The organism is Chryseobacterium daeguense DSM 19388, from assembly GCF_000430825.1.
Lineage (GTDB): Bacteria > Bacteroidota > Bacteroidia > Flavobacteriales > Weeksellaceae > Chryseobacterium > Chryseobacterium daeguense.
On record NZ_AUMT01000003.1, the window covers coordinates 338,233 to 364,758 of the forward strand.

The 26,526-nt window shown below is 35.9% G+C and carries 33 protein-coding genes; 22 read left to right on the forward strand and 11 right to left on the reverse strand.

Annotated features, from left to right (window positions below):
- The 6 genes from H560_RS23265 to tssO all read right to left on the reverse strand — a co-directional run bounded on the left by H560_RS23265 (position 1) and on the right by tssO (position 8,434).
- Positions 1-3,234, reverse strand: a complete 3,234-nt coding sequence (locus H560_RS23265) for a glycoside hydrolase family 19 protein (RefSeq protein ID WP_051289188.1) — start codon at positions 3,232-3,234, stop codon at positions 1-3.
- 123 nt (positions 3,235-3,357) lie between these two features.
- Positions 3,358-3,861 carry a DUF4280 domain-containing protein gene (locus H560_RS0105950; protein ID WP_027379194.1) on the reverse strand — a complete coding sequence of 168 codons (504 nt, stop codon included), beginning with the start codon at positions 3,859-3,861 and terminating at the stop codon, positions 3,358-3,360.
- A 95-nt stretch (positions 3,862-3,956) separates the two neighbouring features.
- Positions 3,957-6,356 carry a type VI secretion system protein TssR domain-containing protein gene (gene tssR, locus H560_RS0105955; protein WP_027379195.1) on the reverse strand — a complete coding sequence of 800 codons (2,400 nt, stop codon included), beginning with the start codon at positions 6,354-6,356 and terminating at the stop codon, positions 3,957-3,959.
- A gap of 46 nt (positions 6,357-6,402) precedes the next feature.
- The gene (locus H560_RS0105960; RefSeq protein WP_027379196.1) at positions 6,403-7,311 is read right to left on the reverse strand and encodes a PKD domain-containing protein; all 909 of its coding nucleotides are present in this window, start codon (positions 7,309-7,311) and stop codon (positions 6,403-6,405) included.
- A 49-nt stretch (positions 7,312-7,360) separates the two neighbouring features.
- Positions 7,361-7,885 carry a type VI secretion system transmembrane protein TssO gene (locus tag H560_RS0105965; protein ID WP_027379197.1) on the reverse strand — a complete coding sequence of 175 codons (525 nt, stop codon included), beginning with the start codon at positions 7,883-7,885 and terminating at the stop codon, positions 7,361-7,363.
- A gap of 12 nt (positions 7,886-7,897) precedes the next feature.
- Positions 7,898-8,434 (reverse strand): type VI secretion system TssO, encoded by a 537-nt coding sequence (tssO, locus tag H560_RS0105970; protein ID WP_027379198.1) that lies wholly within the window; start codon positions 8,432-8,434, stop codon positions 7,898-7,900.
- Between the two features lie 247 nt (positions 8,435-8,681).
- Here tssO and H560_RS0105975 point away from each other — a divergent pair, with 247 nt between their 5' ends.
- The 3 genes from H560_RS0105975 to H560_RS0105985 all read left to right on the forward strand — a co-directional run bounded on the left by H560_RS0105975 (position 8,682) and on the right by H560_RS0105985 (position 11,640).
- Positions 8,682-9,284 (forward strand): response regulator transcription factor, encoded by a 603-nt coding sequence (locus H560_RS0105975; protein WP_228372428.1) that lies wholly within the window; start codon positions 8,682-8,684, stop codon positions 9,282-9,284.
- A gap of 139 nt (positions 9,285-9,423) precedes the next feature.
- A complete protein-coding gene (locus H560_RS0105980; protein WP_027379200.1) occupies positions 9,424-9,714 on the forward strand; it encodes an HU family DNA-binding protein in 291 nt (96 codons plus the stop codon).
- A 366-nt stretch (positions 9,715-10,080) separates the two neighbouring features.
- Positions 10,081-11,640 (forward strand): Rne/Rng family ribonuclease, encoded by a 1,560-nt coding sequence (locus H560_RS0105985; protein WP_027379201.1) that lies wholly within the window; start codon positions 10,081-10,083, stop codon positions 11,638-11,640.
- A 46-nt stretch (positions 11,641-11,686) separates the two neighbouring features.
- Here the strand turns inward: H560_RS0105985 and H560_RS0105990 are convergent, their stop codons facing one another.
- The gene (locus tag H560_RS0105990) at positions 11,687-12,049 is read right to left on the reverse strand and encodes a helix-turn-helix domain-containing protein (RefSeq protein WP_027379202.1); all 363 of its coding nucleotides are present in this window, start codon (positions 12,047-12,049) and stop codon (positions 11,687-11,689) included.
- A gap of 153 nt (positions 12,050-12,202) precedes the next feature.
- Between H560_RS0105990 and H560_RS0106000 the strand changes: the two genes are divergently transcribed.
- From H560_RS0106000 to H560_RS0106065, 14 genes are all read left to right on the forward strand, one after another.
- Positions 12,203-12,388 (forward strand): hypothetical protein, encoded by a 186-nt coding sequence (locus H560_RS0106000; protein ID WP_155844967.1) that lies wholly within the window; start codon positions 12,203-12,205, stop codon positions 12,386-12,388.
- A 15-nt stretch (positions 12,389-12,403) separates the two neighbouring features.
- Positions 12,404-12,613 carry a hypothetical protein gene (locus tag H560_RS21185; RefSeq protein ID WP_034752239.1) on the forward strand — a complete coding sequence of 70 codons (210 nt, stop codon included), beginning with the start codon at positions 12,404-12,406 and terminating at the stop codon, positions 12,611-12,613.
- Between the two features lie 194 nt (positions 12,614-12,807).
- On the forward strand, positions 12,808-12,987 hold the full coding sequence (locus H560_RS0106010) for a hypothetical protein (RefSeq protein ID WP_155844968.1): 180 nt from the start codon (positions 12,808-12,810) through the stop codon (positions 12,985-12,987).
- A gap of 84 nt (positions 12,988-13,071) precedes the next feature.
- Positions 13,072-13,329: a hypothetical protein gene (locus tag H560_RS0106015; RefSeq protein ID WP_027379205.1), complete on the forward strand. Its 258-nt coding sequence runs from the start codon at positions 13,072-13,074 to the stop codon at positions 13,327-13,329.
- Entirely contained in the window at positions 13,326-13,973 is a 648-nt protein-coding gene (locus H560_RS0106020; protein ID WP_027379206.1) for an ATP-grasp domain-containing protein, read from the forward strand. Before H560_RS0106015 ends, H560_RS0106020 begins: the two co-directional genes overlap by 4 nt.
- Positions 13,957-14,148 (forward strand): hypothetical protein, encoded by a 192-nt coding sequence (locus H560_RS23090; RefSeq protein ID WP_027379207.1) that lies wholly within the window; start codon positions 13,957-13,959, stop codon positions 14,146-14,148. The genes H560_RS0106020 and H560_RS23090 overlap by 17 nt, the downstream gene beginning before the upstream one ends.
- Positions 14,149-14,295: 147 nt before the next feature.
- Positions 14,296-14,709, forward strand: a complete 414-nt coding sequence (locus H560_RS0106030; protein WP_027379208.1) for a hypothetical protein — start codon at positions 14,296-14,298, stop codon at positions 14,707-14,709.
- Positions 14,702-15,217, forward strand: a complete 516-nt coding sequence (gene gwsS, locus H560_RS0106035; protein WP_027379209.1) for a grasp-with-spasm system SPASM domain peptide maturase — start codon at positions 14,702-14,704, stop codon at positions 15,215-15,217. Before H560_RS0106030 ends, gwsS begins: the two co-directional genes overlap by 8 nt.
- Positions 15,218-15,261: 44 nt before the next feature.
- On the forward strand, positions 15,262-15,729 hold the full coding sequence (locus H560_RS0106040) for an OsmC family protein (RefSeq protein WP_027379210.1): 468 nt from the start codon (positions 15,262-15,264) through the stop codon (positions 15,727-15,729).
- A gap of 227 nt (positions 15,730-15,956) precedes the next feature.
- Positions 15,957-16,604: a response regulator transcription factor gene (locus tag H560_RS0106045; protein ID WP_027379211.1), complete on the forward strand. Its 648-nt coding sequence runs from the start codon at positions 15,957-15,959 to the stop codon at positions 16,602-16,604.
- 272 nt (positions 16,605-16,876) lie between these two features.
- A complete protein-coding gene (locus H560_RS0106050) occupies positions 16,877-17,503 on the forward strand; it encodes an NUDIX hydrolase (RefSeq protein ID WP_027379212.1) in 627 nt (208 codons plus the stop codon).
- Between the two features lie 28 nt (positions 17,504-17,531).
- Entirely contained in the window at positions 17,532-18,338 is an 807-nt protein-coding gene (locus H560_RS0106055) for a lysophospholipid acyltransferase family protein (protein ID WP_027379213.1), read from the forward strand.
- Positions 18,339-18,352: 14 nt separating this feature from the next.
- Positions 18,353-18,790, forward strand: coding sequence for a hypothetical protein (locus H560_RS0106060; protein ID WP_027379214.1), 438 nt, complete (start codon positions 18,353-18,355; stop codon positions 18,788-18,790).
- 6 nt (positions 18,791-18,796) lie between these two features.
- Positions 18,797-20,134 carry a UDP-N-acetylmuramate--L-alanine ligase gene (locus tag H560_RS0106065; RefSeq protein ID WP_027379215.1) on the forward strand — a complete coding sequence of 446 codons (1,338 nt, stop codon included), beginning with the start codon at positions 18,797-18,799 and terminating at the stop codon, positions 20,132-20,134.
- Between the two features lie 53 nt (positions 20,135-20,187).
- Here the strand turns inward: H560_RS0106065 and H560_RS22305 are convergent, their stop codons facing one another.
- The 3 genes from H560_RS22305 to H560_RS0106085 all read right to left on the reverse strand — a co-directional run bounded on the left by H560_RS22305 (position 20,188) and on the right by H560_RS0106085 (position 22,113).
- On the reverse strand, positions 20,188-20,634 hold the full coding sequence (locus H560_RS22305; RefSeq protein WP_051289190.1) for a lipocalin family protein: 447 nt from the start codon (positions 20,632-20,634) through the stop codon (positions 20,188-20,190).
- A 64-nt stretch (positions 20,635-20,698) separates the two neighbouring features.
- Positions 20,699-21,058, reverse strand: a complete 360-nt coding sequence (locus tag H560_RS21195) for a RebB family R body protein (RefSeq protein ID WP_081413928.1) — start codon at positions 21,056-21,058, stop codon at positions 20,699-20,701.
- Between the two features lie 179 nt (positions 21,059-21,237).
- Positions 21,238-22,113 (reverse strand): aldo/keto reductase, encoded by an 876-nt coding sequence (locus H560_RS0106085; protein WP_027379216.1) that lies wholly within the window; start codon positions 22,111-22,113, stop codon positions 21,238-21,240.
- Positions 22,114-22,235: 122 nt separating this feature from the next.
- On the opposite strand from H560_RS0106085, the gene H560_RS0106090 reads away from it, so the two are divergent.
- A complete protein-coding gene (locus H560_RS0106090; protein ID WP_034752312.1) occupies positions 22,236-22,673 on the forward strand; it encodes a GNAT family N-acetyltransferase in 438 nt (145 codons plus the stop codon).
- A gap of 109 nt (positions 22,674-22,782) precedes the next feature.
- Here H560_RS0106090 and H560_RS0106095 read toward each other — a convergent pair whose 3' ends face one another.
- Positions 22,783-23,700 (reverse strand): LysR family transcriptional regulator, encoded by a 918-nt coding sequence (locus tag H560_RS0106095; RefSeq protein ID WP_027379218.1) that lies wholly within the window; start codon positions 23,698-23,700, stop codon positions 22,783-22,785.
- A gap of 194 nt (positions 23,701-23,894) precedes the next feature.
- On the opposite strand from H560_RS0106095, the gene H560_RS0106100 reads away from it, so the two are divergent.
- From H560_RS0106100 to H560_RS0106115, 4 genes are all read left to right on the forward strand, one after another.
- Positions 23,895-24,677 carry an alpha/beta hydrolase gene (locus H560_RS0106100; protein ID WP_027379219.1) on the forward strand — a complete coding sequence of 261 codons (783 nt, stop codon included), beginning with the start codon at positions 23,895-23,897 and terminating at the stop codon, positions 24,675-24,677.
- A 150-nt stretch (positions 24,678-24,827) separates the two neighbouring features.
- Complete coding sequence (locus tag H560_RS0106105; RefSeq protein ID WP_027379220.1) at positions 24,828-25,442, forward strand: NAD(P)H-dependent oxidoreductase; 615 nt, start codon at positions 24,828-24,830, stop codon at positions 25,440-25,442.
- Positions 25,443-25,730, forward strand: a complete 288-nt coding sequence (locus tag H560_RS0106110; protein ID WP_027379221.1) for a putative quinol monooxygenase — start codon at positions 25,443-25,445, stop codon at positions 25,728-25,730.
- Positions 25,731-25,734: 4 nt separating this feature from the next.
- Entirely contained in the window at positions 25,735-26,487 is a 753-nt protein-coding gene (locus tag H560_RS0106115; protein WP_228372429.1) for a type 1 glutamine amidotransferase domain-containing protein, read from the forward strand.
- The last annotated feature ends 39 nt before the right edge of the window (positions 26,488-26,526 follow it).

Sequence of the window (26,526 nt, forward strand, 5' to 3'; positions counted from 1 at the left end):
TTATATTTCTTTTAAAGTTGGTGCAAACCCTTGAATATGCAAGTGGTCATTATGATTTTTATCCTTATCGTGGGTACAGTGATTAAGAATTTTTTCACTTTTTTCGCCGTACTTCTGCGACAGCATGCTCTTCCACCCGAATTTATACAAAGCATCGTTAAAAGCATTCTGCCTCGTTTCATCCATTCCTTTCCAACCCGTTTCCTCACTATCATTGAAAAGATCTGTTTTTCCTCCTTTTTTATCCGTTCTGAGGTATCTTAAATCTCCGTTCATCCCGTTTTTATGGGACTTACTTCCCCCTACAGACTCTCCTTTTTCATTACTGAAACCATTGAATACAAAATCATCATAACCACATTCCAATAACGCGCCAAAAAGCCCCGCCATGGTAACATCATTCATATAATAACGGCTGGTGTTGATGGTCATTGTATAACCTACCGTGCCTTTCTTATAGCTGTGCTTTACGTTGCGGATATCAATCAGGTAAATATTTTCAGTATCTTTTCCAAGCTTATCTTTGTAGACACCACCGTAATTTTCTTTTACCTTGACTAATTTATATTTGCCTAAATCATGCACCGTTCCCGCACTGTCGTGATAAAAATAAGCCGCCGTCTCACGCTTTTCATTTTTATATTTATACTGAATTTCACCTGAACTCTGGATGTGATATTCCACGTCCGCATCTCCGGTATTGGTGGCCTGACATTCATCTGTTCTTAAAACTTCTTTTATTTTTGACAAAATAGTTTCCCTTGCTGAAACATCATCAGTAGAGCCGTGCACAAGTCTTGTTGCTTCTTTAAAATCTCCTTTCTCCGCAACTGTATTCAGGTCTTTCTCACTGCCGTCATTAAGCAGAACACCATGTTTCCAGTACCAGCCTGCAGAACGTGTGGCAAGATCGAGATCACTCAGCAACAGGTCCGGATCCGCCACAAGATCTTTTCCGGCATATTCCCCGAATCTTCGGTATCCTTTTTTACGGGTGATCTGGATGAGGCCCCGCCCTCTGTATTTGTACCCGTCGCCACTGGCTTCGTCGCCGTTTTCAGCGATTCCCCTGTAAACATAGTTCCCTAATTTTTCAGGATTTTTAAAGAATTCGCTTGGGTTGGAATACAATCTCGGATGGCTGCTTTTTGACCAGAAACTGTGCAGCGCGCCCTCTGTGGTGTAATATAAGTTTTCATCTGCCCTTGAAAAGTATCCTGTTTCTTTGGTGATTTGAGTCAGGAAAAATGCTTTTTTAACGCAGGTATTTATTTTAAATTCTTTTAAAGTTTTATTTAAAGATTCCAGGAAAGTCGCAATGGTAGGCGATCCGAAGCTGTTGGTTCCCTTATTGAATAACTGTGTGACATCAGGAAACATTTTTTTAAATTCATCTTCCGTAATCTTCGCTTCACATCTCGGGCATTTTTTTGCCACTTCAAAATAAGCACCTTCTTTTTTCAGGAATTCTCCTTCATGCTTTTTGATATTTCCGGTACATTCTGCTTTTAGCCAAAGTAATTCCTGTACCTTCTTGAATACGTCAAAAGTGACTTCTTCGTCTTTATTGTAAGCTTCTTTGGTCAAGGCCTTTACAATCGCATCTGTTTTTGCGAATTTTTCCTGCTTGGCTAATTCATCTTTTATTTTATTGGCGATCACTCCTGCAACACGTTTTTTCTCTTCTGCAGTGGCGGTTTTATTAGTTCCTCCGAATTTATACGTGTGCGTTCCGTCTTTTTTACCGCTTAGCTTTTCATGCCATTCTTTCAGAGTTTCATCAGATTTCGGACGAAGCTTTATTTTTACCTTAGCGATTCCGTTTTGAGCTGTGGCTTTCAGCGTAGTGAGCTCTGCTCCGTTTTCTTTGGCCTCCATTACCGGTAGATTGGCATCTTTAGCCACCAAAAGCTCTTCTTTTTCTTTGATATTGATGCTTACTTCCTTACCGTCCAGCAACATGGTTTTAGCTACAACAAACACTTCTTCCTCAAGCGGAGCATTATTAATCCGAACCATGACAGGACCTAATTTATACAAAGGAAAACTGATGGATTTCCCTTTCTTGTAAGAGGTTTTGGTTAATGCATTTTTGATGTCGTCAAGCTTGGCATATTTTTTATCTTTTTTCACCGCAGGATCTACTTTTCCTTTGATGATTTTAGCGATATTTTCTTTATTGATATTATTATTGTCCTTTGCAAAAGCATACTGATGGGTTCCGTCTGCCTCATCCGTTGGCTGCGTAAATTCTTCTTTAGCAAAGAAAGCATCCAGAAGTCCTTCTGTTTTTGGCTCTTCTACCACACTTGTTGTTTTCCCTTCCGGCTTTTCTTCGGTGGGTTTCTGTTCAGGTTCTACTGTGCCTTTCGTTTCGTTTACGGCGTCAGGTTTTTGAGTATTGTCTCCCACTCCGCTTTCCTCTTTACGGGAAGCAGGCTGCTGAGATTGCTGGCCATTGCCATTGCTATTGGGCTGCGAATTATTCTGATTAGAATCTGAACCTGACGTTTTAGAATCCGAAGTCGGCTGCTGAGCAGGTTCTCTATATTCCGGATTTTGTATTTCCACATTGTTCGTGGCGTGCTTTCTGTTCCTGTAATATTCTACGGTAACATAAAATTCAAGCTTTTGAGGTTCGGTTTCACCATTGGCGGCTTTTTGCATTAATGCTTTGGACAAGGCAAATTCCGCAGTAGCCACGCCCGTTCTGTCTACCAAAACTTCTTTGCTGTCTACAAAAAGATTTTTATCATCGTGCCCGTTTCCTCCCTCATCGTCTTCCCACAGGGTAAACAGTAATTTTTGCCCCGAGAGATTAACACATTGTGCTTTTGCGACCAGTTTTTCATTATAGCTAAAAACCGTTCCCGGAGAATCATCTGCGTAATGCAGCTCCACTTTATTTATTTTAGGGATTCCGGCCGGCTGTGGGGTAATATCAATGGTGGTGGCGCCATGACCTTCCGGTTCATGAATATATGCTTCCAGGCGGTATGTGTTTTTTGCAGCAACTTCACCAAACGTGAAATTTCCGTCACCTACTTTTTTGATGTTGGTAGTAGTGAAGCTTCCGTTTGAGCGTTTTTTAAACAGTTCCCACGTAACCAGAGCAGGGTTTTGCTCTGCTTTTGGGGTTCCGGGGTACCAGTCTTCCACTTTGTAGAGTGTTTTTTCTCCAACTTTCGGAGCCGGATTTCCGGAAATTCTTGAAACTCCTTTTTTTACTGACATAGCAAAAAGTTTTAATTTGAGGCTAAGGTTAAGGCTAAGTTTAAGCTTAAAAATATTTTAGTTAAAAAAAGAGATATTTCTAATTTCTTAATTTTTAAATCTTTTAACTTTTAAATAAAAATTTTAATAAGCATCGATTTCACTTTCCAAGACTGTCTCTTTGAAGTCCTGCATTTTCACAAGCGGATTAATGTGCTGTACCGTTTTATTATCTGCATTCTGCACATTTTTTTTGCTCATTACTCCCCGCTGACCATGATCTTTAATGGTAATTTTCCCACCGACCACACACTGAAGCTCAGAAACTTCGGTGACGATCTTTTTACCCATGATTTTTACTTTATCATAGGTTTTCTGCCACTTTCCGGCCGGTCCGTACGAACATGGAAGATATCCGCCGGAGCTTGGCTTAAGCTTACATTTTCCGAAACTCGGGCCCGGAGGATTAAACTGCAGGTCATCTTCTGTAACACCCAGAAAATCTGAGTTCCCGTCCGAATCATTCCAAAAATGCTTCTGATGGGTCGTGACTTTATATTGAGGGAATTGATCACCCTGATTGCATTGAGCTTTGCCTTTTTGAACGACAAAATGTTTGCCGTCATGAGGTGATGATTGCTGTGACATAATAATATGATTTGGATACTATCAAAGATAAAAATTTTACATTAAAAAAATAAAAAAAGCAGAAATAAATTTCCGCTTTTCTGTATTATAAGTTATTAATGTTTAGTATATTCTGATTCTTCAGTCGGCATCATGGTTGGCATAAAGTATTCATTAAGCCAATAGAATGTCTGCCCGTTCTGCTGGATTTTCACTGCAGGATTGTTTCTGTGGGTAAGCATCCTCTCTGCTAAATCCTTGTAATGGCGGAAATAGGTTCTCACTGTTTCATTAGTAATGATTTTCGATTTTTTCCAGCCTTTCAGCATGTATTTTGACATTAATTCTTCCTCGGAATTATCAAAACCTGTGCTTACACCCACCGCATAAGACATGGGCTGCTTGTAAAGATCACCCTTATCCAGGAATTTCACGGTAGGATTATATTTTTTCAGCAATCTTACATACTCATTAATAGCTCTTGACTGGCTGAAATCCGCCCTTTCAGCGCCTGTCTGCTGATATACTTCCGTGTAGAACAGCTTCAGGTTATCATATTCCGTTTCAGAAATTAAGATTCCTTTTTCCAGCCCGGGCTTATAGTCTTTCAGCTCTTTCGGGATGTATCCTTTTACTAAAAACGGACTTCCGTAATTGATAAGCTGCGCCGCAATTCCTGCCGGAACAGGATTTGTAAGGCCCGGATAGAGGTATTTATATTTCAGATCAACATCCGTTCTTCCTGCTCCTACGGAAGAATGGAAATAGTCATTCAGTGACTTGTCTAAAGTTTCATTATCAAAAGTAACCTGAGAAATTAAGCTGTCAACAGATTTTTTAAGATAACCCGGAGTAGCTATATCCCCTTTTTTCGGGAAAATAACGAACCCCTGAGCCATACTCTGCTTTGGATAATCCAGTGAGAAGAAGCCTTCATCACCCTCAATAAGGCTGAAATTATTTTTAGTTAAAACATCATTTTGATTAATAATTTTCTGCTTCTTTAATTCGGCGATATTCTTAGCTGTGTTGGTCACTACATTTTCTGCCATCAAAACAAAATCATTATAAGTATCTGATGATCTTGCACTTGTCTGGAACATGATCAATCTTGCCTGAGCCTGCGTCAAAGAATTGATCACCCCGTACATATTTCCGCTCTGATTGGCTGAAGTTCCCACCGTTACCACAATATTGGTTTCGTCCGGAACATTGGCGAGAAGATTCCCGGCCGCCATTAACCCTTCATTTACAGGCTGGTAGCCGCTGTTACTGGTACAATTCATCTCATTGCTTTTTTGATCAATGAATGTGGTAATCTTGCTGTAATCTGTACTTAAATTGGAAACAGCTACATTATCTCCGCAAGAATTGTTTTTGTATAAAACCACCCCATATTTAACCTCGTTAAAATAAGAAGGTTTTTCAAATCTAAGCTGAAGATCCTGCAACAAAGACTTTACAATAGGTGCATACGGAGCATTCGGAGCACTGATATCCAATGCAAAAACAATGTTGATCTTTTTATTTCTCTCCGTAATCTCTCTGTAGCGGTCAAAATAAATCGGCTCTCCAAGAACATTGAAAACATAATTTTTACTGTAATCTAAAATATTCGTAAAATATTTCGTTTTAGAATCCGGAGTCGGGGTTTCATTTAAAGGTAAAGTTACCGGATAAATATTTTCAAGCGGTGTTCTTTTATTCACGTCCGTTAAAAGAATTGCCGTTCTGTTTTCCGTTTCGTTGCCGCCCGGAGAACCTTCATGAAGGCCTAAAGCGGTTTCCGTAACACCTGTTGTATTTTTCATCTTAACGGCAGAACGTTCTCCCCAGGCCGATATTACGTTTGAACTTACCCAGCCGTATAAACTTGTGCTGATGCTGTCTATATCAATGCTTGGCTTTTTCCCGACCAAAAATCTTTTGTTGTTTTCCGCCTGTTTGTAGACATAAACAATTTGTCCGTTCGGGATTTTCACATTGGCCTGCTCAATGAGACTTGGTGAGTTGAACACCATGATGGAATCGTTTTTATAATATCTTTCCGAGCTCGTGATGACCTCGCTGTTATTAGGAACTACAGCCACCCTTACCGGAAAGCCCGTTTTTTCGTTTTTTAAGGAATTACTCCACAGAAGAAGGTCAGATTCCGGGATCCAGCCATAGGTTTTGATCTGTTTTGATGAAACTTTTTTCATTAAGGCATCCGGAATATATTCGGCGACTTTTACCATCCCGTCACGGTTTTTTAAAACCATTAAAGGCTCTAAAAACTTAACTTCTTTGTATGATTTTTCATCATTTTTATCTAAATAGGCCGTATTTCTGGTGCGATCTGAAATCGCAATCCACGGAACCGATTTTTTAGGAAAACCATTTACAACGGTAGAATTATCGATCTGTCCGTATTGAGACGGCTCGGGAGTTCTTTTTGACGGTAATTTTACCTGACAGCTCGTCAGTAACACCGAAACTCCAATGTAATATGCTGCTAGAGGAAGTTTATTTTTCATCCTTTTTATCTTTTATGATTGGGTACGTCCAAGGAATTGAACGATATTATTTACTTTGGTTTATATCTACTTTTGTTACACAGTTTTGTGCATCATCGAAGTTCACTTTTACGGTCTGGATCACCATGTTTTTGTCAAACTGAAGACCTGCGCAATACATGTAGAAGTTGTTTACTTTGCTGTCGCTCACTTTTACCACTGTATTTTCATTGTTGCACAGATAAGTTCTCAACAGATAATTGTAGTGCATGTTGAAATTGTTTCCGTTGGCGATCTGCTGAAGGTGATATTTAAAATCGTTATCAATTTTAGCATACGCATCTTCCACGCTTACTTCTTCTTCCATTGCATCGTAAGCAGGAAGAATGGTGATCTGATGCAGAACCGGCTCTTCACTCTCGTCTGTATACAATGTTACAACGTAGTTTCCAGGTTTTTTATAGGAATAGAATGCCAGCTTGTCTTTGGAATCAATATTTCCGGTTTCCCCGAATTTCCATGTAAATTGTTTGGCATCAGAAACAGCGCGAAACTGAACATTTACGAACTGCATAGCCTGTGACGGCCCATCTATAAGTGTTTGTACCTTTGTACTATCTTTAGGCTTCGGAAGACTTCTTGCAGATACCATTACCGGGAAAGATTTGGAATATTTGTTATCAATAATCAGGGTTACCTGATAATATCCCGGCTTATTGTAAAAATGGATCCCCCTGCTTTTATCAGATGTCTGCCCGTCTCCAAAGTTCCACCTCCTGGTTTTTGCAAATTGGGTCATATCTTCGAACAAGAGGGTATCTCCTACTGCAAGCGAAGACGGATTTACAGTTCCGATAATGTCATCTGCGGAGTGTATCACCTTCTTCTGCAACCATAATGCAACTAATGCAGCAATAAGCAAGGTTGCAATAACACCAATAATAATGTTCTTCTTGTTTTTTTGAAAGTAATTCATAGTTAATGATTGTGTGATGTGTTTTATTTTTTGAATAAGTTTATTTTGATTATTGGGTACGGGCTTTAAGAGCGGTTTCCCGCTGGAAGAGCTGGCTTCTCTTTTCCTTAAACCCAATGGAGCATTCATCAAACTGTTTTTGAAAGCTTTTGATATTCTCCGTTTTATTTGAAATAATTTTTTTATCGTCGAAATACATTTTGTAAAATTTAGCGATCTGCGGATAGGCATCCTTCCTGATGTCTGCAGTATTTCCGTTCGCAAACTGATTGGCTACATCATTGATGCCGTTCATAATGCTGTTTTCCACGAAGGGCTGTGGCGGCTCATCCGTCAGCCTGTTGATCTGTGAAAATGTGCTGTCGAGTAATTTATAGGTGAATTTCTGTTCCTGGTCAAATTTTGCCTTTTCTTCCAGATTCCGGATCGAGATGATGTCTTCGTCTGAAAAAGGAGATTCAAAACCTTTCAGAAATATAATTCCTAAAAAAATAATTGCGGCAAAAAGCATTAAGATTAAATATAAAAACTGATAATGCCTTTCTTTTTTCGATAGTGTGATTTGTCCCTGCATAGTTATTCGCTTTTATTTTCTGCGTCTGCCTCCTGAAAATTTCCTGGTAGGATCTTCCCTGAGCTCGTTATTCATGATTCCCACTTTCCCCCGGCATTCCGAGAGATCACGAAGAGCGATCTGTTCCTTAAATGAAACTTTTACGATATCGTTTTTCAGGGCGAGCATGGGCTCAACCTGCTTCATAAGTATGGAATAATGCTTGAAATTGTCTGCACTGTCTTTTCCCATGATGTTTTTGGCATCCTGCACATTGTCCATGATATAATTTTTGAGGATAATATCGTTATCCACCTTATTGATATCAAGCTGATCCATGCGGTAGAGGATACTGTCTACATGGGTTCTGAGAAGATCGCTTCGGGTAAGCAGCTCACGGTAATCGTCCGCCTGCTTTTTGATTCCTTCCCTCTGCATGTCATAACTTTTAAAAAAGAAGAAGACACAGATGAAAGAAACACCTGATAACACAACGAATGATAGAACAAATTTCCAAATGCCTATCCTAACGTCTGACCTGTTTAATTTTTTCTCCCTGTTCGAAGACATATGTTTGTGATTTGTTTGGCCTGTGAAATTATAAAAAATAAATTTATGCACAAAATTTTACTTTTTCAATGAAATTATAAACAATATTTAATTAATTTAAGATTAATTTTCACTTTCGCTATATTTTCATAATTTAGTCCCCTGAATTTTAATTATCATTCACCAAATCGATATTAAAGTGAGTAAAATTTTAACTAATACTGTGCGATTTTCCATAGCAGACAGTGATTATTATTTTAAAACAATAATGATCAAAACCCTTATGGAAAACCCGTTCTACATGCTTCTGAACGACTGCAACAACGGCCATGAGCTTATCAGCAGAAATTACAGAAGACAGGAAGACGTGTTCATCGTAGAACTTTTCATGCCGGTATTAAGTGGGCTGGAAGCCATCAAATACATCCGAAAAAGCAATACAGAAACTCCTATCATTACCTATTCCGGGACCTACCAGGAAGATATGGCAGAAATTCTCTCTAAAATCCCCAATATTTATTACTGCCAGAAAAAAAGCAATATCATCAAAGATATCGTTAAAGGAAAAATAGCCTCAGACAGCTTTGATTATGAGGCCTACACCAAAGAATGGGAACAGCAGCCGCTGGCTGTAATGGAATATATGGACCGCCAGAAAAAGAGCCAGGAAGAGCTATCCCCTACAGAAATCCAGCTGATGAAATTCTGCTACGAAGGCTTCAGCAACAAGGAAATCGGGGAAAAACTGAACCTCAGCACAAGAACCATTGATACGTATATCAACCGCCTTACGGAAAAGCTCGGACTGAAGACAAAACTTCACCTGATCCGCTTCTGTGTGGAGAACGGCTATTATAATTCCAGTATGTAAAGGTGAGTTAATATCAAATTAACACAGATTAAACATTCCGTTTTCAACCTTTTATCGAAAAATATTTTGCCACTAATTTGCTAATATTCAATTTTTTTAACTAAATTTGCACACCTAAAATTTAAAATTAAAAAAGGAAATGACAAAGGCAGAATTGGTAAACACCATCTCAAATAAGTTGGGAACAGAAAAGAATGAAACACAGAAAGTTGTAGAAGCTTTTATGCAAGAAATCAGGACTTCTATGTATAATGGAGATAATGTTTATTTAAGAGGTTTTGGTTCTTTTATCATTAAAACAAGAGCAGCTAAGACGGGAAGAAACATCTCCAAGAATACTGCGATTGAGATCCCTGCTCATAACATTCCTGCTTTCAAGCCATCAAAATCTTTTGTGGAGAAAGTAAAAACGAAAGTTTCAGTAAAATAAAACATTAACTTAATATTAACTAGTTACTAAAAAATTATAATTATGCCAAGCGGAAAGAAAAGAAAAAGACACAAGGTTGCAACACACAAGAGAAAGAAAAGAAGAAGAGCAAACAGACACAAGAAGAAATAATCTCTTTTTTTCGAGATCTACAATATAATAATATAGTTGGTGATTTTAAATTTTAAAGGCTCACCGACTATATTTTTGTTTGCAACTATAAGATTCCGCAGAAATAGTATTGGTACAATATTTTTAATGAAATATACTGTTCTTTCAATAGTAATTCTTATCTTAAAGAAATTATTTTTGATGAATAACAATGCCTATTTCCTACAATCTTAACAATTTTTATCTTACAACAAAATGAAGAAAGAACTAATAGTTTCGCATGAGGATGATCTTACAAAGATTGCACTGCTGGAAGACGGAAGACTATGTGAACTTCATGAGCAAGAGGACAAAAGCGATTTTATAGTTGGAGATTTGTTTGTCGGAAAAGTAAAAAAGCTGGCACCAAACCTTAATGCCGCATTCGTAAATATAGGATATGACAAGGATGCTTTCCTGCATTATCAGGATCTTGGGCCGCAATATCTAACTTACAGGAAGTTTCTGAGAGATACTATTTCCAAAAAACAAAGCTCATCAAGCTTAAAAAGTTTCGAGATACAACCCGAAATAGATAAAAACGGAACCGTGGATAAGGTAATCGCAAAAGATGACCTTGTTCTGCTACAAATCACTAAAGAGCCTATCTCTACAAAAGGACCGAGAATTTCTACTCAGGTTTCCTTAACAGGGCGTTTTTTAGTACTCATTCCTTTCGATAACAAGGTTTCGATTTCCAAAAAAGTAAAAAGCGCTGAGGAAAAAGAAAGACTGAGAACACTCATCGAAAGTATTAAGCCTGAAGGATTCGGGGTCATTATAAGAACCGTAGCCGAAGGTAAAAAAGTAGCCGACCTCCACAATGATATGAATCAGCTGATTCAGAAATGGGAAACTACTTTTAAAAATATACAGAAAAATAAAGTTCCGTCCAGAGTTTTAAGCGAAGATGACAAAGCTTCAGCTATTTTAAGAGACAACTTCAACCAGGATTTCGTAAGCATTACCTGTGATGACGAGCAGATGGTAGAAGAAATGAAAAGCTATCTGGAGGTAATAGCCCCGGAAAGAAAAAATATTGTCCACTTTTATAATTCTCATATTCCTCTTCTGGAATATTACAATGTTGAAAAACAGCTCAAGCAAAGCTTCGGGAAACACGTCAATATCCCAAGCTCAAAAGGTGCTTATCTCGTCATAGAACATACAGAAGCACTACACGTAGTCGACGTAAACTCCGGAAACAATATCACTACCGGAGCCGGTGTCAATAAGGAACACGCACTGAAAGTGAACAAAATGGCAGCTACCGAGATCGCAAGACAACTGCGTCTCCGTGATATGGGTGGAATCATCGTAATCGATTTTATCGACATGCCGAACCCCGAACACAGAAGAGATCTGTACGAACATCTGAAGGAAGAGATGAAACGCGATAAAGCGCGCCACAAAATCCTTCCCCCGAGCAAGTTTGGATTGATACAAATTACCAGACAAAGAAACCGCCCGGAAAAACAGATCGACACTAAAGAGGAAAACCCAAACAAGGACGGAGAAATAGTAGCTCCGATCGTAATTGTTGAAAGAATGGGTGAAACCCTCAGAACCATCATGCAAAAGGAAAAAGGAAAGCTTTACCTGCATGTACATCCATTTGTGGAAGCTTACCTTACCAAAGGTATCAACAGCATCCAGATGAAATGGTTCATGAAATACAAAAAATGGGTAACCGTAATCCCAAGGGATTCTTTTAAGTATCTGGAATACAGAATTTACAATTCTAAAAAAGAAGAATTAATGGGATATTCCAATTAATACAAAATTCAAAACCTCTAGTTTTTCTGGAGGTTTTTTTTGATTTTTAAGATTTTAAAGCTTTAATTTCTTCTTTTAAAGATTCAATTTCTTTTTTTAACATATTGATATATTCCTGCTGATTTTCAAGAATAAAATCCGGAACATTGTAGAAATAGTTATTGCTTCCAAAGTAATTTCCATCGTTATTATCAAAATTATTGATGATTTGTTTTTTGGAATCATCCTCTTTAATTTCGTCTACCGTAGTTCCCAACGCTTTTGCCATACGTTCCCATTCTTCCTCTGAGATTTTGATTTCTCCTTTTTCTCTTCTTTGATATTGTGATTGAGTCATATGTAATATTTTAGCCATGTCTTGTTGAGTGTACTTTGATTTTCGTACTTTAATCAATTTTTGTTTTATCATTGTGTTTCTTTTTGTGCTGATACAAAATTCACATAAAAATCTGCTGGTTAATTCAAACCTGTTTGATATTTTTGGTTTGTCAATAGTGACACAGAAAAATAAAAAATTCAAATTATGAAAAAATTAGAAAACAAAAAAATCGAAAAATCAAAAATGTCAAGATTAATCGGAGGAGGTTTTGTTCAAACATCATCAACTACCCGAAACATCCAAAACCCCAATGGCTATACTTGTGTTCAAACAACAGTTGATGGATACAATGACGATAATGGCAATGGCAAGTGGGACAGAAATGAAACCAAATCTACATGTAGCCAGATTGACTGTAATGTAAATTAAAACAATTTAAATATTATGAAAAAACAATTTAAAACTCTAACTAAGTCAAAGATGTCATCCATTTGTGGCAATGGTTTCGTTCAAACATCTACTGATGTTAGACAAGCAAATGGTTGCAAAACCATTACTGTTGACAGATACAATGATGATAATAATAATGGAAAATTAGACAAAACTGAAAAATTTACAGCCTGTTCATATACAATGTGTTCAGATGTTAATTAGTATATTAAAACAGACTACACTTCATGCAGAAGTGTAGTTTTACTATTTATTATGATTAAAAAGTTATTATTTTTTCTTATTCTTTGTGCTGGAATCTGTTATTCTCAAAATAACAGAGACAAAAGAAACCTAATTATTACTTTGGAATTAGTGATGAGCAAAAAGGTCAAATGCTCTTAAAATATATAGAGGCTGTGAATAAAAAAGATTCTGTAGCCATTAAAAAATATGGGATTTATGAGAGTTTTAGTAATAAAATCCTTGATGATTTTAATTTAAAATTACAAAAAAATACAGATTCATCAAATATTCAGAAATATATAGAAATCACTAAAAAGTATGATTATATGGAAAATGGTTGGTTATTGCTATAGCATCATAGATTAGCATACAGTGAAAATAATTTTGTATGGAATTTTTTCAAACCTTATATCACCTCACAAATTGAAAATGGAAATATGGAAAGAGATTTTTTTACTCCCTTTGAAGATGATTATAACATATCAAAAACAGGAAAACAGAAATATGGTACTGAAAGAGATTTTAAATATTATCCTATTGAAGATATAAAGAATGTTGATATAATAAGAGAAAAAGTAGGTTTGCCTCCACTTTATTATGACAAAATAATATACAATTTTGATATTCCGAAAGAATACATAATAGATGAAAAAAAATTTCGGGAAATTATTTTTTCCAAAGTTAAATCCTTATGATAAAAATAATTACAGAAGAACTTGATATTACTTCTGACTTAATTATTGAATGGATTATATCTTTAAGTCATAAGGTTGAAAGAAAAAACGTTGAAGACTTTCAGGATTTTATACTTGAAATCAACAATTCATCAATAATGGGATTACTTGAAAACACTTTTCATAGAAGGGCTAAGATAAACACTATTCCATCAAGCCTTTATAATTTCCCTTATAGGAATGAAATAAAAACAGATGATAACTTAATATTAAAAGCCTATGAAAAAATTTCTAAAGCTAAAGGAAATTATATTGGTGAATTTAATGATGAGGAACAGCATAACAAAATTTTAGATCTTTATTATGCGAAAGAAGCTGGATTTGATATTCCAGATACTCTAGATTTTAGAATCGCAACAGCAGAAAGCCCTAAAAGATATACTCCTTTTTGCTTACCTGAAATTATAGAAAAGAGGATACAACTTTTTTTTAAAATTAAAAACATTAATACTGGCTCAATTGATTTAATGGTAGATTCAAAAAATATATTTTATTTTTTAGAAAACAATAGCCAGGGACAATTTCATTGGGTATCATTTTATTGTAATTATAATATCGAAAAACACATTGCATTAGATTTAATACAAAATGAAAAAACAATTTAAAAACAATTCACTTTCTCCCTATATTAAGCAAACAAAGATCATAGAAAATATTATCCAGGAAAATACAGTAGTGGAAAATACTATAACAGTAAAAAAAATCCAATCAAAAAAAGTTATTCCGAATAACTTTTATAAATCAATAACTAAAATAATAGATTTTAATGAATTTGAATGACACATTCAAACTTTTCTCGAATTGCATTCCAGTAAAAGGACACTCGCAATGTTTAATTTGCGATTTGCAAAACAATGATTTCTTAATAATAAATTCAGAACTATATGAAATTTTAACATTGCAAAAAAACAAATCTATAAAAGATTTATGCAAATTGTACAAAAAAAAGATGTTTATCAATACTTTTCTTTCTTAAAAGAACATAATTTGGGATTTCCCACTACAAATATAGATTTTTTTCCTGATATCGATCTATCCTTTAATGATTGCTTTCCAATATCTAATGCCGTAATAGATTATTTTGATGAGAAGAAGTATAATATTTACAATCTTTTAAAACAACTTGATGATTTAAATTGCAAAAATATTGAAATTAGATTTTACAACAATGATATTAGCAGTGCAGTTTCAGTATTAGATTATATTGATAATAATAAAATGATCATCTCAACAATTGGAATTGTTATTGAGAACAATAAAGCAATCTCACAACAGTATATATCAAAATTAATAGAAAAATATAATAGGGTTTCCTATTTTATAATACATAATAGTGGATAAAAATGAATTAATACATTCAAAAAAAACTAATGGAATGGGTTACATAATATTCACAAAAGATGAAATAAATAATAATTCGTGCGGAATTATTAATAGTTCATACTTTGTTACTAATATTAAAACATTCACAGAATCCATCCATCACAATTCTTGCCTCAATAAAAAAATTGCAATAGACCAAGATGGCAACATAAAAAACTGCCCCTCTATGTCCCAAAGTTTCGGGAACATAAAAGACACAACGTTAGAAGAAGCCTTAAACCATAAAGATTTCAAAAAATATTGGAATCTTACCAAAGATAAAATAGAAGTCTGCAAAGACTGTGAATTCCGTTATATCTGTACAGATTGCAGGGCTTATACAGAACAAACTCACACTAACGAAGAAGGTTTAGACATTTCGAAACCCTTAAAATGTGGCTATAATCCTTACACAGGAGAATGGGAAGAATGGAGTACAAATCCACTAAAACAAAAGGCAATTAAATATTATGGATTGGATAAGTAAAAATTAAGAATAATTATTATTTTTAAGAAAAATATCAATCTGTGATGACACACCACCACTACAAAACCACCATTCAATGGACCGGCAACAAAGGAACCGGAACCAGCAGCTACCGTGACTACGAAAGAAGCCACACCATTTCAGTACAAAACAAGCCGATAATTGAATGTTCATCTGATCCGGCCTTCAGAGGCGATAAAACAAAGTATAACCCGGAAGAAATGCTGCTATCTTCACTTTCTTCAGGCCACATGCTTTGGTATCTTCATTTTTGCTCTGAGGCGGGAATCATTGTGCTGGATTACACCGATGAAGCAACAGGTATAATGCAAGAAAGTAGCAATGGAAGCGGTCGTTTTACAGAAGTCATACTTAATCCTAGAGTTATAGTGGAAAATAAATCCATGATTAACAAAGCTATAGAGCTTCATCATAAAGCTAATGGGTTTTGTTTTATTGCAAATTCTGTTAACTTTCCTGTAAAACATATCCCTCAAGTGTTAGTTAATTAAAATTTAAAAATTATTAAAACTCTGAAAACCATTAATATCATTACATTTTTAAAACAATAACTCTAAAATAGTCCACTAAAACTCCACTTTACGGGAATTATTTACGAAATAATTGTTAAAATTGATCTTATTTCATTAATTAATATACTATAAATTGTATTTATTTAATAATTTTATTAAAATATTAGATTTTTATTATTATTTTTATACACCAAAACTAATTCCTGATGAAACCAAGATTAACTATCTTTGATGAGCCGCTGTTATATACAGAAGGGCTTTCAAAACTTCTCGGCCAAAGTGAGATTTTTGAAACTATACTAATATGCAATTGTCATCAGGACTTCGCTTCCCTGCTTAAAGATGACCCGCCGGAATTTCTCATGATAAGCTCGAACATGCTTACTCTTACAGACCTTTGCAGATCAGTGGAAGATATTGTATATCAAAATAAATCCATCAAAATAATTATTATGGGAAATGATTATGATGTGATATCAATCAGAAAATTATTCAATAAAGGCATCAAAAGCTACCTTGATAAAAACAGCCGGTACGACGAGTTTATCAAATCCATACAGGCTCTTCTTCTCAATGAGATCTATATATGCGACTATGCAAAGAACAGAATGCTCAATTTTATCAATCACGATCACAGGCAGAACAAAATACACATCAAAGATCCGCTCACAAGACGAGAACTGGAAATCATGAAGCTCATCTGCGACGGACTCAGCAGCAAAGACATCTCTGAAAAGCTTTTTATAAGCATCAACACGGTAGAAACACATCGAAAAAGAATTCTTCTAAAACTTAACGTAAAAAACTCAGTCGGAGTCGTGAAATACGCCATGGAAAACCATATTCTGGACTGAGGAAAAAGGTAAGAGATGTCAGGTATCAGGTTGCAGGTTAACAAGATGAGACTTATGTGTAACTTAAACACACAACTTCAAAACCGACTTAATTAACCAAAGAAATTCCAAGCCCACAAGTTTGGAATTTTTAATTGTAGCAAATCTATCAGGAAACATACCGCATGGAAGCTATATAAAAATCAACTTATAAACTAAGCAATCATCAATTTAAATTTAAACTCAAACCCTAAACTCTTCCATTCTTCAAAATATATTGCTAAATTTGAGATATGAGTTTTGGAAAAGATTTATTAAGGAAAATTACCGATGCAGAACTGCCGGGAGAAAATGCGCACGGCGTTTTTTCACCCCCCTATCGGCCGGTTTTTACGTATGAAGAGGTTTTAACAAAAAATCCAAAGTTTGCAGCTGTAAACATCGTTTTATATTTAAAAAATGATGAATGGCATTTTCCGTTAATTCAGAGGACTATCAATGAGCACGACAGGCACAGCGGGCAGATTTCATTACCGGGAGGCAAGCGTGAAGAGATGGATCAGGACTTTGCCGAAACCGCCATCCGTGAGACCTCAGAAGAAATAGGAATAGAAAAGCATTTTGTAAGGATTATCCGTGAGATGTCCCCTATCTATATTCCACCAAGCAATTTTTACGTGTATCCATTTATCTCCTATACCAAAAAGAATCCGGAATTCATCCTTCAGCAGACAGAAGCCGTAGAAGTTATAGAATTTCCAATCACTTCTTTTCTCGGACTGCCGGATGAGCCAGAAATCATGGCTCTGCCAAGTGCTGCGGGGAAGGAAGTTCCGGTCATTAATTTCAACGGATACATCATCTGGGGCGCTACAGCCATGATATTAAGTGAATTCAGCCAATTGTTGAAAAAAATGTAACTTTGCAGTACCGTGTTTAATTGAAGAGATGGCGAAGAAAAATATTTTCACCGATGCATTCGGAACACCTTATTTTTTAAAAAGGTTAATTATTTTTATTTTAGGACTTGTATCTTACAGGAGATTCAATGGCTTTAATAAATTAAAAATAACCGGTACCGAGCACCTTGTGGATCTTCCGGATTCCAATGTTTTATTTGTATCAAACCATCAGACCTACTTTGCAGATGTGGCAGCAATGTACCATGCATTCTGTGCAGTGAATAACGGATATTTAAATACTATAAAAAATCCTATCTACCTGCTGAATCCCAAGATTGATTTTTATTACGTAGCAGCCGAAGAAACCATGAATAAAGGAATTCTTCCGAAAATTTTTAAAATTGCAGGAGCTGTTACAGTAAAAAGAACATGGAGAGCTGAGGGCAAAAATGTCAACAGGTTGGTGGATCTGAACGAGGTAGATAACATCATGAAAGCCCTGGACAACGGCTGGGTAGCCACCTTCCCTCAAGGTACTACATCCGCATTTGCGCAGGGAAGAAGAGGGACCGCAAAACTGGTAAAAAATCAGCGCCCGATCGTAATTCCTATTAAAATTAACGGATTCCGAAGAGCGTTTGATAAAAAAGGCCTCCGGGTAAAGGTAACAGGCGTAAAACCCACTATGGAGTTCAAAGCACCTCTGGAAATAGATTACGACAAAGAAAACGCACATGAAATATTGTTGAAAATCATGACTGCCATTGAGCAGACTGAAGATTTCAACCTACTGCACAATTATGATGAAGAACTTAAAGCTAAAAAATTAGAACAAAAGGATTCAGATAATTAAAGTAGAATAAAATTATGAAAAGAATAATAGGGATCTTATTCGCAATCATAGTGTTAGTTTCATGCAGCAGCCAGAAAGTATATTCAGATTTTGACATCAGCTACTCCAAAAGCGGAGGCTTTGCCCCGATTTATGAGAATTTGCTGATCAAAGGAAATCAGGCACATTATTCTTTCGAAGGCCAGGGTAAAAAGCAGAAGCAGCAATTTAAAATCTCTGATGAAGATCTTAAAAAACTTGACAATACGCTTTCCCAAAACAATTTTAGAAGAATACAGGAAGATCACCAGAAGATCTATGACAACGTAGCCACTTCTATTAATATCAAAAAAGGACCGAACGAGGGCAGCAAAACCGATGCAAGTTCTATAATGCCGGCTTATAAGACAAGCTGGACGAACATCACCACTGCTTTTCAGGAGATCATTAATAATAATGTAAAAAAACAGTAGACAAAGTTGAAAACCCATTTCATTGCTATCGGCGGAAGCGCCATGCATAATCTTGCCATTGCGTTAAAAGATAAAGGATATCAGGTGACAGGTTCGGATGATGCTATTTTCGAGCCTTCTAAATCAAGATTGGAAAAAAAAGGAATTTTCCCGGAAGAAATGGGATGGTTTCCTGAAAAAATTACTTCTGATATTGATGCTATTATTCTTGGAATGCACGCTCATCAGGACAATCCTGAGCTTGCGAGAGCAAAAGAGCTGGGTTTAAAAATATATTCTTATCCGGAATTTCTTTACGAGCAGTCCAAAAACAAAACCAGAGTTGTTATTGCCGGATCTCACGGAAAAACCACCATCACTTCGATGATTCTGCATGTCCTTAATTTCCATCAGAAAGACGTGGATTTTATGGTAGGGGCACAGCTTGAAGGTTTTGACTGTATGGTAAAACTTACTCAGGATAACGATTTCATGGTTTTGGAAGGCGATGAATACCTCTCCTCTCCTATTGACCTGCGTTCAAAATTTTTATTGTATCAGCCGAATATCGCTTTGTTGAGCGGAATTGCATGGGATCATATCAATGTTTTTAAAACGTTCGATGATTATGTGGAGCAGTTCAGGAAATTTGTGGCAAGCATTACGCCCGGCGGTGTTTTAGTTTATAATGAAGAAGATGCGGAAGTGGTAAAAGTAGTGGAAAATGCGGAAAACTATTTCAGAAAAATCCCTTACAAAACCCCTGAATATGAAATCAATAGCGGTAAAGTCTATTTAAAAACCGAGATGGGAGACATTCCTCTTTCTGTTTTCGGGGCGCATAACTTGTTGAACCTGGAAGGCGCAAGACATATCTGCCAGACATTAGGAATCATGGATGAAGATTTCTACGAAGCCATTATGAGCTTTAAAGGGGCTTCCAAACGACTTGAAAAAGTAGAACGAGAAGACAAAGGAACACTTTACAAAGATTTTGCCCACGCTCCGAGCAAGGTAAAGGCAGCTGTAAAAGCTTTTTGTGAACAGTTTAAAAACGAAAAAAAATACGGTTTTCTTGAGCTCCACACCTATTCAAGCTTAAATCCTGTCTTTCTTGAACAGTATGACCATGCCATGGACGGGCTGGATGAGGCGGTTGTGTTCTATTCGGAAGATGCTTTGAAAATAAAAAGGATGGAACCTATTTCCCCTGATTTAATCAGAGAAAAATTTAAAAACGATAATTTAAAAGTCTTTACCAATGCCCAGGATCTTCACGCTTACTGGAACACTTTGGATAAAACACAGGGCGTTTATATGATGATGAGCTCCGGAAATTTTGGCGGACTGGATCTAACGAAATAATTTTTGATACATACAAAAAACAAACTCCTTTCGATCTGAAAGGAGTTTGTTTTTTAATTAATTCTTTTATAAAAACGTCTTATTTTGTCATTGGTTCCGTCTCCGTCAAAATCCTGAGCCCGGTCTTCTATAACCATATCGGTTAAAGTAAGCTTAGTCACGAAATACGGATAATTTTCTTCACCTTCAAACCAGAATTTACCATTTCCTTTATCAAACGTGTATTTCCTTGCCACAGCATCTGTTTTTTCGCAAATATTATTGTTCTGCGCATAAGAAATCGAAATAGCATGGGAAGAAGTAAATTCATACGTGCTCATTTTCTGGCAATCCGTTGAGTAAGTAGTTTGGATCTGTTGATTTAAAGACCGGTATATCTCAGATTTTTCAATATACCATTTTCCGATAATTGAAGCTTTATTGCTGTCATTTTGAACCTCATCATCATTGTTACAAGAAACAATCGAACATAAGATTAATAAAAGAAATAATTTTTTCATAATTAATTCAAAAAATGTTTTGAAGCACACAAAAATAAATTAATTTTAATTAAATGCTACCGCTTCAATCATTGTTTTTTTTGTCCTTATTTTCTTCAGAAGTTGGCTCTACCCTTGCACCACCAATTGGATTTAACAATTTTTCAACAGAAATCCCATCTGCAGTTGAATCCAAACTATAAATCTGCATTATACCCTGCGCTGTTGCTGCTTGACCAAGAATATTCTGATTGTTTTGATTATTTATAGAATTCTCAAACATGATGCCCGTAGAGTGAGCTGCTGTCTGGTAGACCTGACTGTATACAAATGCAGGATGCTCCCCTATATTCATAACATTAGTTATTGATACAGCATCCGTAATCTGGTCATTTACGGATTGTGGCTGATCATTTTCTGCTGATTTTTTTTCTTCTTCTGACATGGTATTAATTTTTTATGATTTGATAAGTAAAGTTAAAATATTTTAAATTGAAATCATAAAAAAAAGAAGCAATGATTTTTTGCTTCTTTTGAATATGATAATTCCCATCAGATGTCGCAGATTTCATACGTAATCATCTGCTAAATCCGCTCAATTTGTTTGAGGAAAATCCAAAATTATTAAATATCCGCAACAGACTTCAGCATTTTATCTTCCCAAGCCGGATCTTTCGGATCGAAAAACAATCTTTTTCCTGTATCTAAAGAACGAACAATATTCATTTCGTCTTCAGTTAATTCAAAATCAAAAACATTGAAGTTTTCTTCAATTCTTGAAGGTGTTACCGACTTTGGAATGACGCAGAATCCTTCCTGCAAATGCCATCTTAAAATTACCTGAGCAACTGTTTTGCCATATTTACCCGCTATATTTTTTAAATCCGAATTATCTAAAAGCCCGGCATTTCCGTTTCCAAGCGGGCTCCATGGCTGGGTTATAATATTGTTTTCCCTGTCATACACCTGAAGCTCCTTCTGTTGGAAAATCGGGTGAAGCTCAATTTGGTTAATTACCGGTAAAACTGATGAATTTGCTTTCAGTTCCTCCATTTTTTCAATCGTAAAATTGCAAACACCGATGGCTTTTATTTTTCCTTCATGATACAGCTCTTCCATTGCCTTCCATGCTCCCAAAAAATCAGAATACGGCCAGTGAATGAGGTACATATCCAGATAATCCAGCTGTAATCTGTCCAGTGATCTCTGGAAAGCACTTTTTGCCTTGTCATAAGATGTATCCTGCACCCAAAGCTTTGAAGTCACAAACAGTTTTTCCCTGCCTACTCCACCATTTTTAATTGCGTTCCCAACTGCCGTTTCGTTTTGATAAATAGAAGCTGTGTCTATCATTCTGTAACCCGTTTCAATGGCTTTAATTACAGCATTTTCGCACTCCTGAAGATTTTCCATCTGCCATACTCCGAAACCTAAAGCCGGGATATCAACTCCGTTATTCAAAGTAATGACGGGTTGCCCCGGATATGTTTTTTTGTCCATTATTTAATTCTTTTAAATTTAAAGTCAAACAAATTTGCGATGAAATTTTGGAATTTTCGGTTACCAATATTACTTGTTTTAAACTTATTCTTAAATTTTTATTTTTGTGGAAATTTCAACTTATGTCACACCTGATCAGAATTGCCACTTCAGAAGACTATCCCAGAATTATGCAAATTTGGGAATCTGCCGTGAAAGCAACCCACAGTTTTCTTTCTGAAGAAGATTTTAATTATTTCAAACAAGTGATTCCAAGAGATTATTTACCACATCTAGAAGTATATTTAATCTCTGAAAACAATGAAGCTCAAGGCTTTGCATCCGTAGCGGAAGGAAATCTGGAGATGCTTTTTATCCATAATGATGTCCGAGGAAAGGGCTTTGGAAAAAAAATATATCACTTTATGAAAGAAAAAACAGGGCTTACAAAAGTTGATGTAAATGAACAAAATCTGCAGGCAATTGGTTTTTATGAAAAATTAGGCTTCAAAAAAACAGGAAGGTCTGAAAAAGATGGTTCAGGTAAGGATTATCCGATTATCCATATGAGTTTACAATAATTGAATGAAATCCTTAAATGATATTGAGATTCTTCCTTCGTCAGAATGATAAACGTTAAGCTTAAAACCTCCGAGCAATTATTGAATTCTGTGGATAAATAACTAAAAATTAAACAATTAGACTTTCATCCTTACTCATCATTTTCCTGAATAACCCTTTGATATGGTCGATTTCCTGAGCATAATTTGTTTTTTTCCTGCATCCGAAGTATAATGTGTTTTCCAGTTTTTTATCACCTTCCCAGATCAGTTTTACATCACCGTTTTCTATTTCATTTTTACATAAAAAATCAGGAACAACAGCCAGACCCGTTCCACCTTTCAGACAACGAATGATAGAATTGAGATTCGGGACTATATAATTCGGACGGAAGTTGGGTTTATGCCCAAAATTCAGGATCCAGAACTGGAAAAGATGCTCCATATCGCCTGTGGTTCCGTACCATTTTTCCTGCTTCAGCCATTCTTCAACATGTTCAAGACCTTTTATGGCAAGAACTTCCCTGAAGCCTTCCGTATCCACATCTTTTCCTCCGACTAAAATAATCTGTTCAGAAGAAAATGCTTCATGCTCAATATTCGGTGAGGTCCCTTTTTTGGGAGTAATAATTAAATCTAAAATCCCTTTATCAAGCTGGTCCAGCATTTCCGGGTATTCACCGAAACTGATAATTAAATTAAACGGCAATGTTGAAACATACTGCTCTAAAGTCGTCTGAAAAGTCTCAAAACACATTCCCACGCTTATCGTTGGCGTATGTTTTTCCGTAGATTTCTGAAAGTTTTTTTCTACATCTTCCAATTTTGTCAATGGTTCTGCTATTGCATTAAAGAGAACTTTCCCTCTTTCCGTTGGGATCATTTTTCTTCCGGTCCTGTCGAATAATTTGTAACCTACGTATGCCTCCAGAGAACTTAAATGCAAGCTCACGCCCGGCTGCGAAATAAACAGAGAATCTGCTGCGCCAGTCAGCGTTCCGGTTTTATATATGGCTTTAAAAGTGCGATACCATTCTAAATTTACCATGATTAATTATTAATATTCTGATACAAAGTTAATAAACAATTATAATAATATTACCTATACCTGTTATTTACGAATTCATATAAAACCAAACAGGGAAAAAAGTACAATAAATACCAACTTTTATGTATTTTTTTAACCATCAGACTACTCTACCTTTGTCCTGTAAATAATTCAACAATCTTAAATAAACAACAATGAAAAAATCAACAATCTTAAAATCGTTCGGATCTATCTTAGCTATTCTATTTATTCTGTTAAGCGGAACTTCAAATCTATCTGCTCAATCTCAAAAAGCAATTAAAAACGTAGTGCTTGTACACGGTGCTTTCGTAGACGGATCAGGTTACAGAGGAATTTATGATATCCTTAGTAAGAAAGGTTATCATGTTACTATTGTTCAGAATCCATTAAGTTCTTTGGCTGATGACGTAGATGCTGCAAAAGCTGCATTGGACAGACAGGACGGACCAACCATCTTGGTAGGTCATTCTTACGGCGGCAGCGTAATCACTGAAGCCGGAGATCACCCGAATGTAGCTGCTTTGGTTTACGTAGCTGCATTTCAGCCGGATAAGGGAGAATCTGCGCTTGACTGGGCAAAAACAGAACCCGGATCTCCTAAAAACGGTATATTGCCAGCTGATGAAAAAGGAATTCTTTATTATGACAAAGAAAAATTCCATGACGGCTTTGCTGCAGATCTTCCGAAAGAACAGACAGATTTTATGTACGCTTCCCAAGGGCGTTTTGCAGCGGCAGCACTGGATGCCAAGGTAACTAAAGCTCCATGGAAAACTAAACCTTCATACGGGATTGTGGCTACACAGGACGAAGCCATCTTGCCTTCTATCCAACGTAAAATGTATAAAAAAGGTAATGCAAAAATCACAGAAATAAAAGGAAGTCATGCAGTTTTTATCTCTCACCCCCAAGAAGTTGCAGATGTTATTATAAGAGCATCAAAAGAAGTAAAATAATTTAAAACAAATTACTCATACAGCTGTTTCAATATTTTGAAGCAGTTTTTTTGTATTATTATTCTGATAATTAAGTATAATTTATATTATTTTTATTATGGCTAATTCTGTTCTAACTTTGCATTGTAAAATTTAAACAATCATACAACAATGAAAAAAGTATTAATTATCAACGGCGGGCAAAACTTCGGGCATTCCGGAGGAAAATATAACCAAACCATTGCAGAAAATACGGCAGAAGTACTTAAGCAGTTTAAAAATATTGAAGTTAATATTACAAATGTAGATGCAGGATATGATAAAAATGAAGAGGTTCAGAAATTTGTATGGGCAGATTATATTATTTATCACACTCCTATCTGGTGGTTTCAATTGCCGAACGGACTAAAAAAATATATTGATGAAGTTTTCACTGCAGGCCATGCAAAAGGAATTTATATGAGCGACGGAAGAACATCAGAAAACCCAAAAATCAATTACGGAACCGGAGGAATGCTTGGCGGAAGAAAATATATGGTTACCACAAGCTGGAACGCACCGGAAACCGCTTTCACACTTCCGGGCGAATTCTTTAATGAAACAAGTGTAGATAATGGACCTTTATTTGGATTTCATAGAATGAATGCCTTTGTATCTTTAGAAAAAATGGAAAGCTTTCACTTTCACGATGTAGAAAAAAATGCGAATATTGAACGTGACATGAAGCTTTATAGAAAACATCTTACTTCTGTTTTTGAAAAAGAATTAAAACCACAATTAGCTTAAATGAAAATTTATCTTACAGCTGTTATAAAAGCAAAGGAAGAATACAGAGATGAAGTTCTGGAAGTGCTTCAAAATATGGTCTCTGAAACCAGAAAAGAAGAAGCCTGCGAAGTTTATACGCTTCATCAGGGAATTGAAGACAAAAACCAGTTCATCTTCTATGAAATCTGGAAAAATCATGAAGGATTAGCTCTTCACAACGAACAGCCTTATATTAAAGCTTTCGGGAATCTTGTAGATGAAAAACTGGCGGAAAAGCCGCAGATTTATTTAACCAATCGTATTTAAAAACATGAAAAAAATAGCGTTTTTACTGCTTGCCTTATTCACCATTGTGTTGGTACAGGCACAAACCAAAAAATCAAAAAAAATGAAAAAGAAAATTTTATTTGTCGTTACAAGTCATGATAAAAAGGGTGATACAGGGGAAAGTACCGGGTATTATTTAGGAGAAGTTTCGCATCCGTGGGAAGTTCTTCACAACGCCGGCTATGAAATAGATTTCGTAAGTCCGAAAGGTGGAACCCCGCCAGTTGACGGTTTCGATTTAAAAGATCCTGTAAACAAAGAATTCTGGGAAAACAAAGAATATAAGAATAAGATTGACAACTCCTTACAGCCTTCACAGGTAAATCCTTCCGATTATTCTACCATTTTTTATGCCGGAGGCCACGGCGCAATGTGGGATTTTGCAGATAATAAGGAATTATCAGCTATTGCTTCAAAAATTTACGAAAACGGAGGAATTGTAGCAGGAGTATGTCATGGCCCGGCCGGTTTGGTTAATATTAAACTAAACAATGGCAAATATCTGGTTGATGGTAAAAAGATCAACGCTTTCACCAATGAGGAAGAAGCCGAAGTAAAGCTTACGAATGTTGTTCCTTTCCTTTTAGAAGATAAATTAAAAGAAAGAGGTGCAAAATTTGAAAAATCAGGACTTTGGCAAAATTATGTAGTAAGTGATCAGAGGGTGATTACAGGGCAAAACCCTCAATCTGCAAAAAGCGTGGGTGAAGCTATTTTAAAGGAATTACAGAATTAATTTATCAGAACAGTTCAAGTTAAAATTTTTAATGACCAT

Bases quoted from the DNA above. Each gene is read 5' to 3' on its own strand.
- H560_RS0106060 (WP_027379214.1), top strand. From the start codon at position 18,353: ATGAAAAGAATAATAGGGATCTTATTCGCAATCATAGTGTTAGTTTCA.
- H560_RS21195 (WP_081413928.1), bottom strand. From the start codon at position 21,058: ATGTCAGAAGAAGAAAAAAAATCAGCAGAAAATGATCAGCCACAATCC.
- H560_RS0106085 (WP_027379216.1), bottom strand. From the start codon at position 22,113: ATGGACAAAAAAACATATCCGGGGCAACCCGTCATTACTTTGAATAAC.
- H560_RS23090 (WP_027379207.1), top strand. From the start codon at position 13,957: ATGAAAAAACAATTTAAAAACAATTCACTTTCTCCCTATATTAAGCAA.
- H560_RS0106050 (WP_027379212.1), top strand. From the start codon at position 16,877: ATGAGTTTTGGAAAAGATTTATTAAGGAAAATTACCGATGCAGAACTG.
- H560_RS0106015 (WP_027379205.1), top strand. From the start codon at position 13,072: ATGGAAAGAGATTTTTTTACTCCCTTTGAAGATGATTATAACATATCA.
- H560_RS0105980 (WP_027379200.1), top strand. From the start codon at position 9,424: ATGACAAAGGCAGAATTGGTAAACACCATCTCAAATAAGTTGGGAACA.
- H560_RS0106110 (WP_027379221.1), top strand. From the start codon at position 25,443: ATGAAAATTTATCTTACAGCTGTTATAAAAGCAAAGGAAGAATACAGA.
- H560_RS0106020 (WP_027379206.1), top strand. From the start codon at position 13,326: ATGATAAAAATAATTACAGAAGAACTTGATATTACTTCTGACTTAATT.
- H560_RS0105975 (WP_228372428.1), top strand. From the start codon at position 8,682: ATGATCAAAACCCTTATGGAAAACCCGTTCTACATGCTTCTGAACGAC.
- H560_RS22305 (WP_051289190.1), bottom strand. From the start codon at position 20,634: ATGAAAAAATTATTTCTTTTATTAATCTTATGTTCGATTGTTTCTTGT.
- H560_RS0106000 (WP_155844967.1), top strand. From the start codon at position 12,203: ATGTCAAGATTAATCGGAGGAGGTTTTGTTCAAACATCATCAACTACC.
- H560_RS0106055 (WP_027379213.1), top strand. From the start codon at position 17,532: ATGGCGAAGAAAAATATTTTCACCGATGCATTCGGAACACCTTATTTT.
- H560_RS0106115 (WP_228372429.1), top strand. From the start codon at position 25,735: ATGAAAAAAATAGCGTTTTTACTGCTTGCCTTATTCACCATTGTGTTG.
- H560_RS0105990 (WP_027379202.1), bottom strand. From the start codon at position 12,049: ATGATAAAACAAAAATTGATTAAAGTACGAAAATCAAAGTACACTCAA.
- tssO (WP_027379198.1), bottom strand. From the start codon at position 8,434: ATGTCTTCGAACAGGGAGAAAAAATTAAACAGGTCAGACGTTAGGATA.
- H560_RS0106095 (WP_027379218.1), bottom strand. From the start codon at position 23,700: ATGGTAAATTTAGAATGGTATCGCACTTTTAAAGCCATATATAAAACC.
- H560_RS0106040 (WP_027379210.1), top strand. From the start codon at position 15,262: ATGACACACCACCACTACAAAACCACCATTCAATGGACCGGCAACAAA.
- H560_RS0106045 (WP_027379211.1), top strand. From the start codon at position 15,957: ATGAAACCAAGATTAACTATCTTTGATGAGCCGCTGTTATATACAGAA.
- H560_RS0106030 (WP_027379208.1), top strand. From the start codon at position 14,296: ATGCAAATTGTACAAAAAAAAGATGTTTATCAATACTTTTCTTTCTTA.
- H560_RS21185 (WP_034752239.1), top strand. From the start codon at position 12,404: ATGAAAAAACAATTTAAAACTCTAACTAAGTCAAAGATGTCATCCATT.
- H560_RS0105950 (WP_027379194.1), bottom strand. From the start codon at position 3,861: ATGTCACAGCAATCATCACCTCATGACGGCAAACATTTTGTCGTTCAA.
- H560_RS0105965 (WP_027379197.1), bottom strand. From the start codon at position 7,885: ATGCAGGGACAAATCACACTATCGAAAAAAGAAAGGCATTATCAGTTT.
- tssR (WP_027379195.1), bottom strand. From the start codon at position 6,356: ATGAAAAATAAACTTCCTCTAGCAGCATATTACATTGGAGTTTCGGTG.
- H560_RS0105960 (WP_027379196.1), bottom strand. From the start codon at position 7,311: ATGAATTACTTTCAAAAAAACAAGAAGAACATTATTATTGGTGTTATT.
- H560_RS0106105 (WP_027379220.1), top strand. From the start codon at position 24,828: ATGAAAAAAGTATTAATTATCAACGGCGGGCAAAACTTCGGGCATTCC.
- H560_RS0106100 (WP_027379219.1), top strand. From the start codon at position 23,895: ATGAAAAAATCAACAATCTTAAAATCGTTCGGATCTATCTTAGCTATT.
- H560_RS0106090 (WP_034752312.1), top strand. From the start codon at position 22,236: ATGTCACACCTGATCAGAATTGCCACTTCAGAAGACTATCCCAGAATT.
- H560_RS23265 (WP_051289188.1), bottom strand. From the start codon at position 3,234: ATGTCAGTAAAAAAAGGAGTTTCAAGAATTTCCGGAAATCCGGCTCCG.
- H560_RS0105985 (WP_027379201.1), top strand. From the start codon at position 10,081: ATGAAGAAAGAACTAATAGTTTCGCATGAGGATGATCTTACAAAGATT.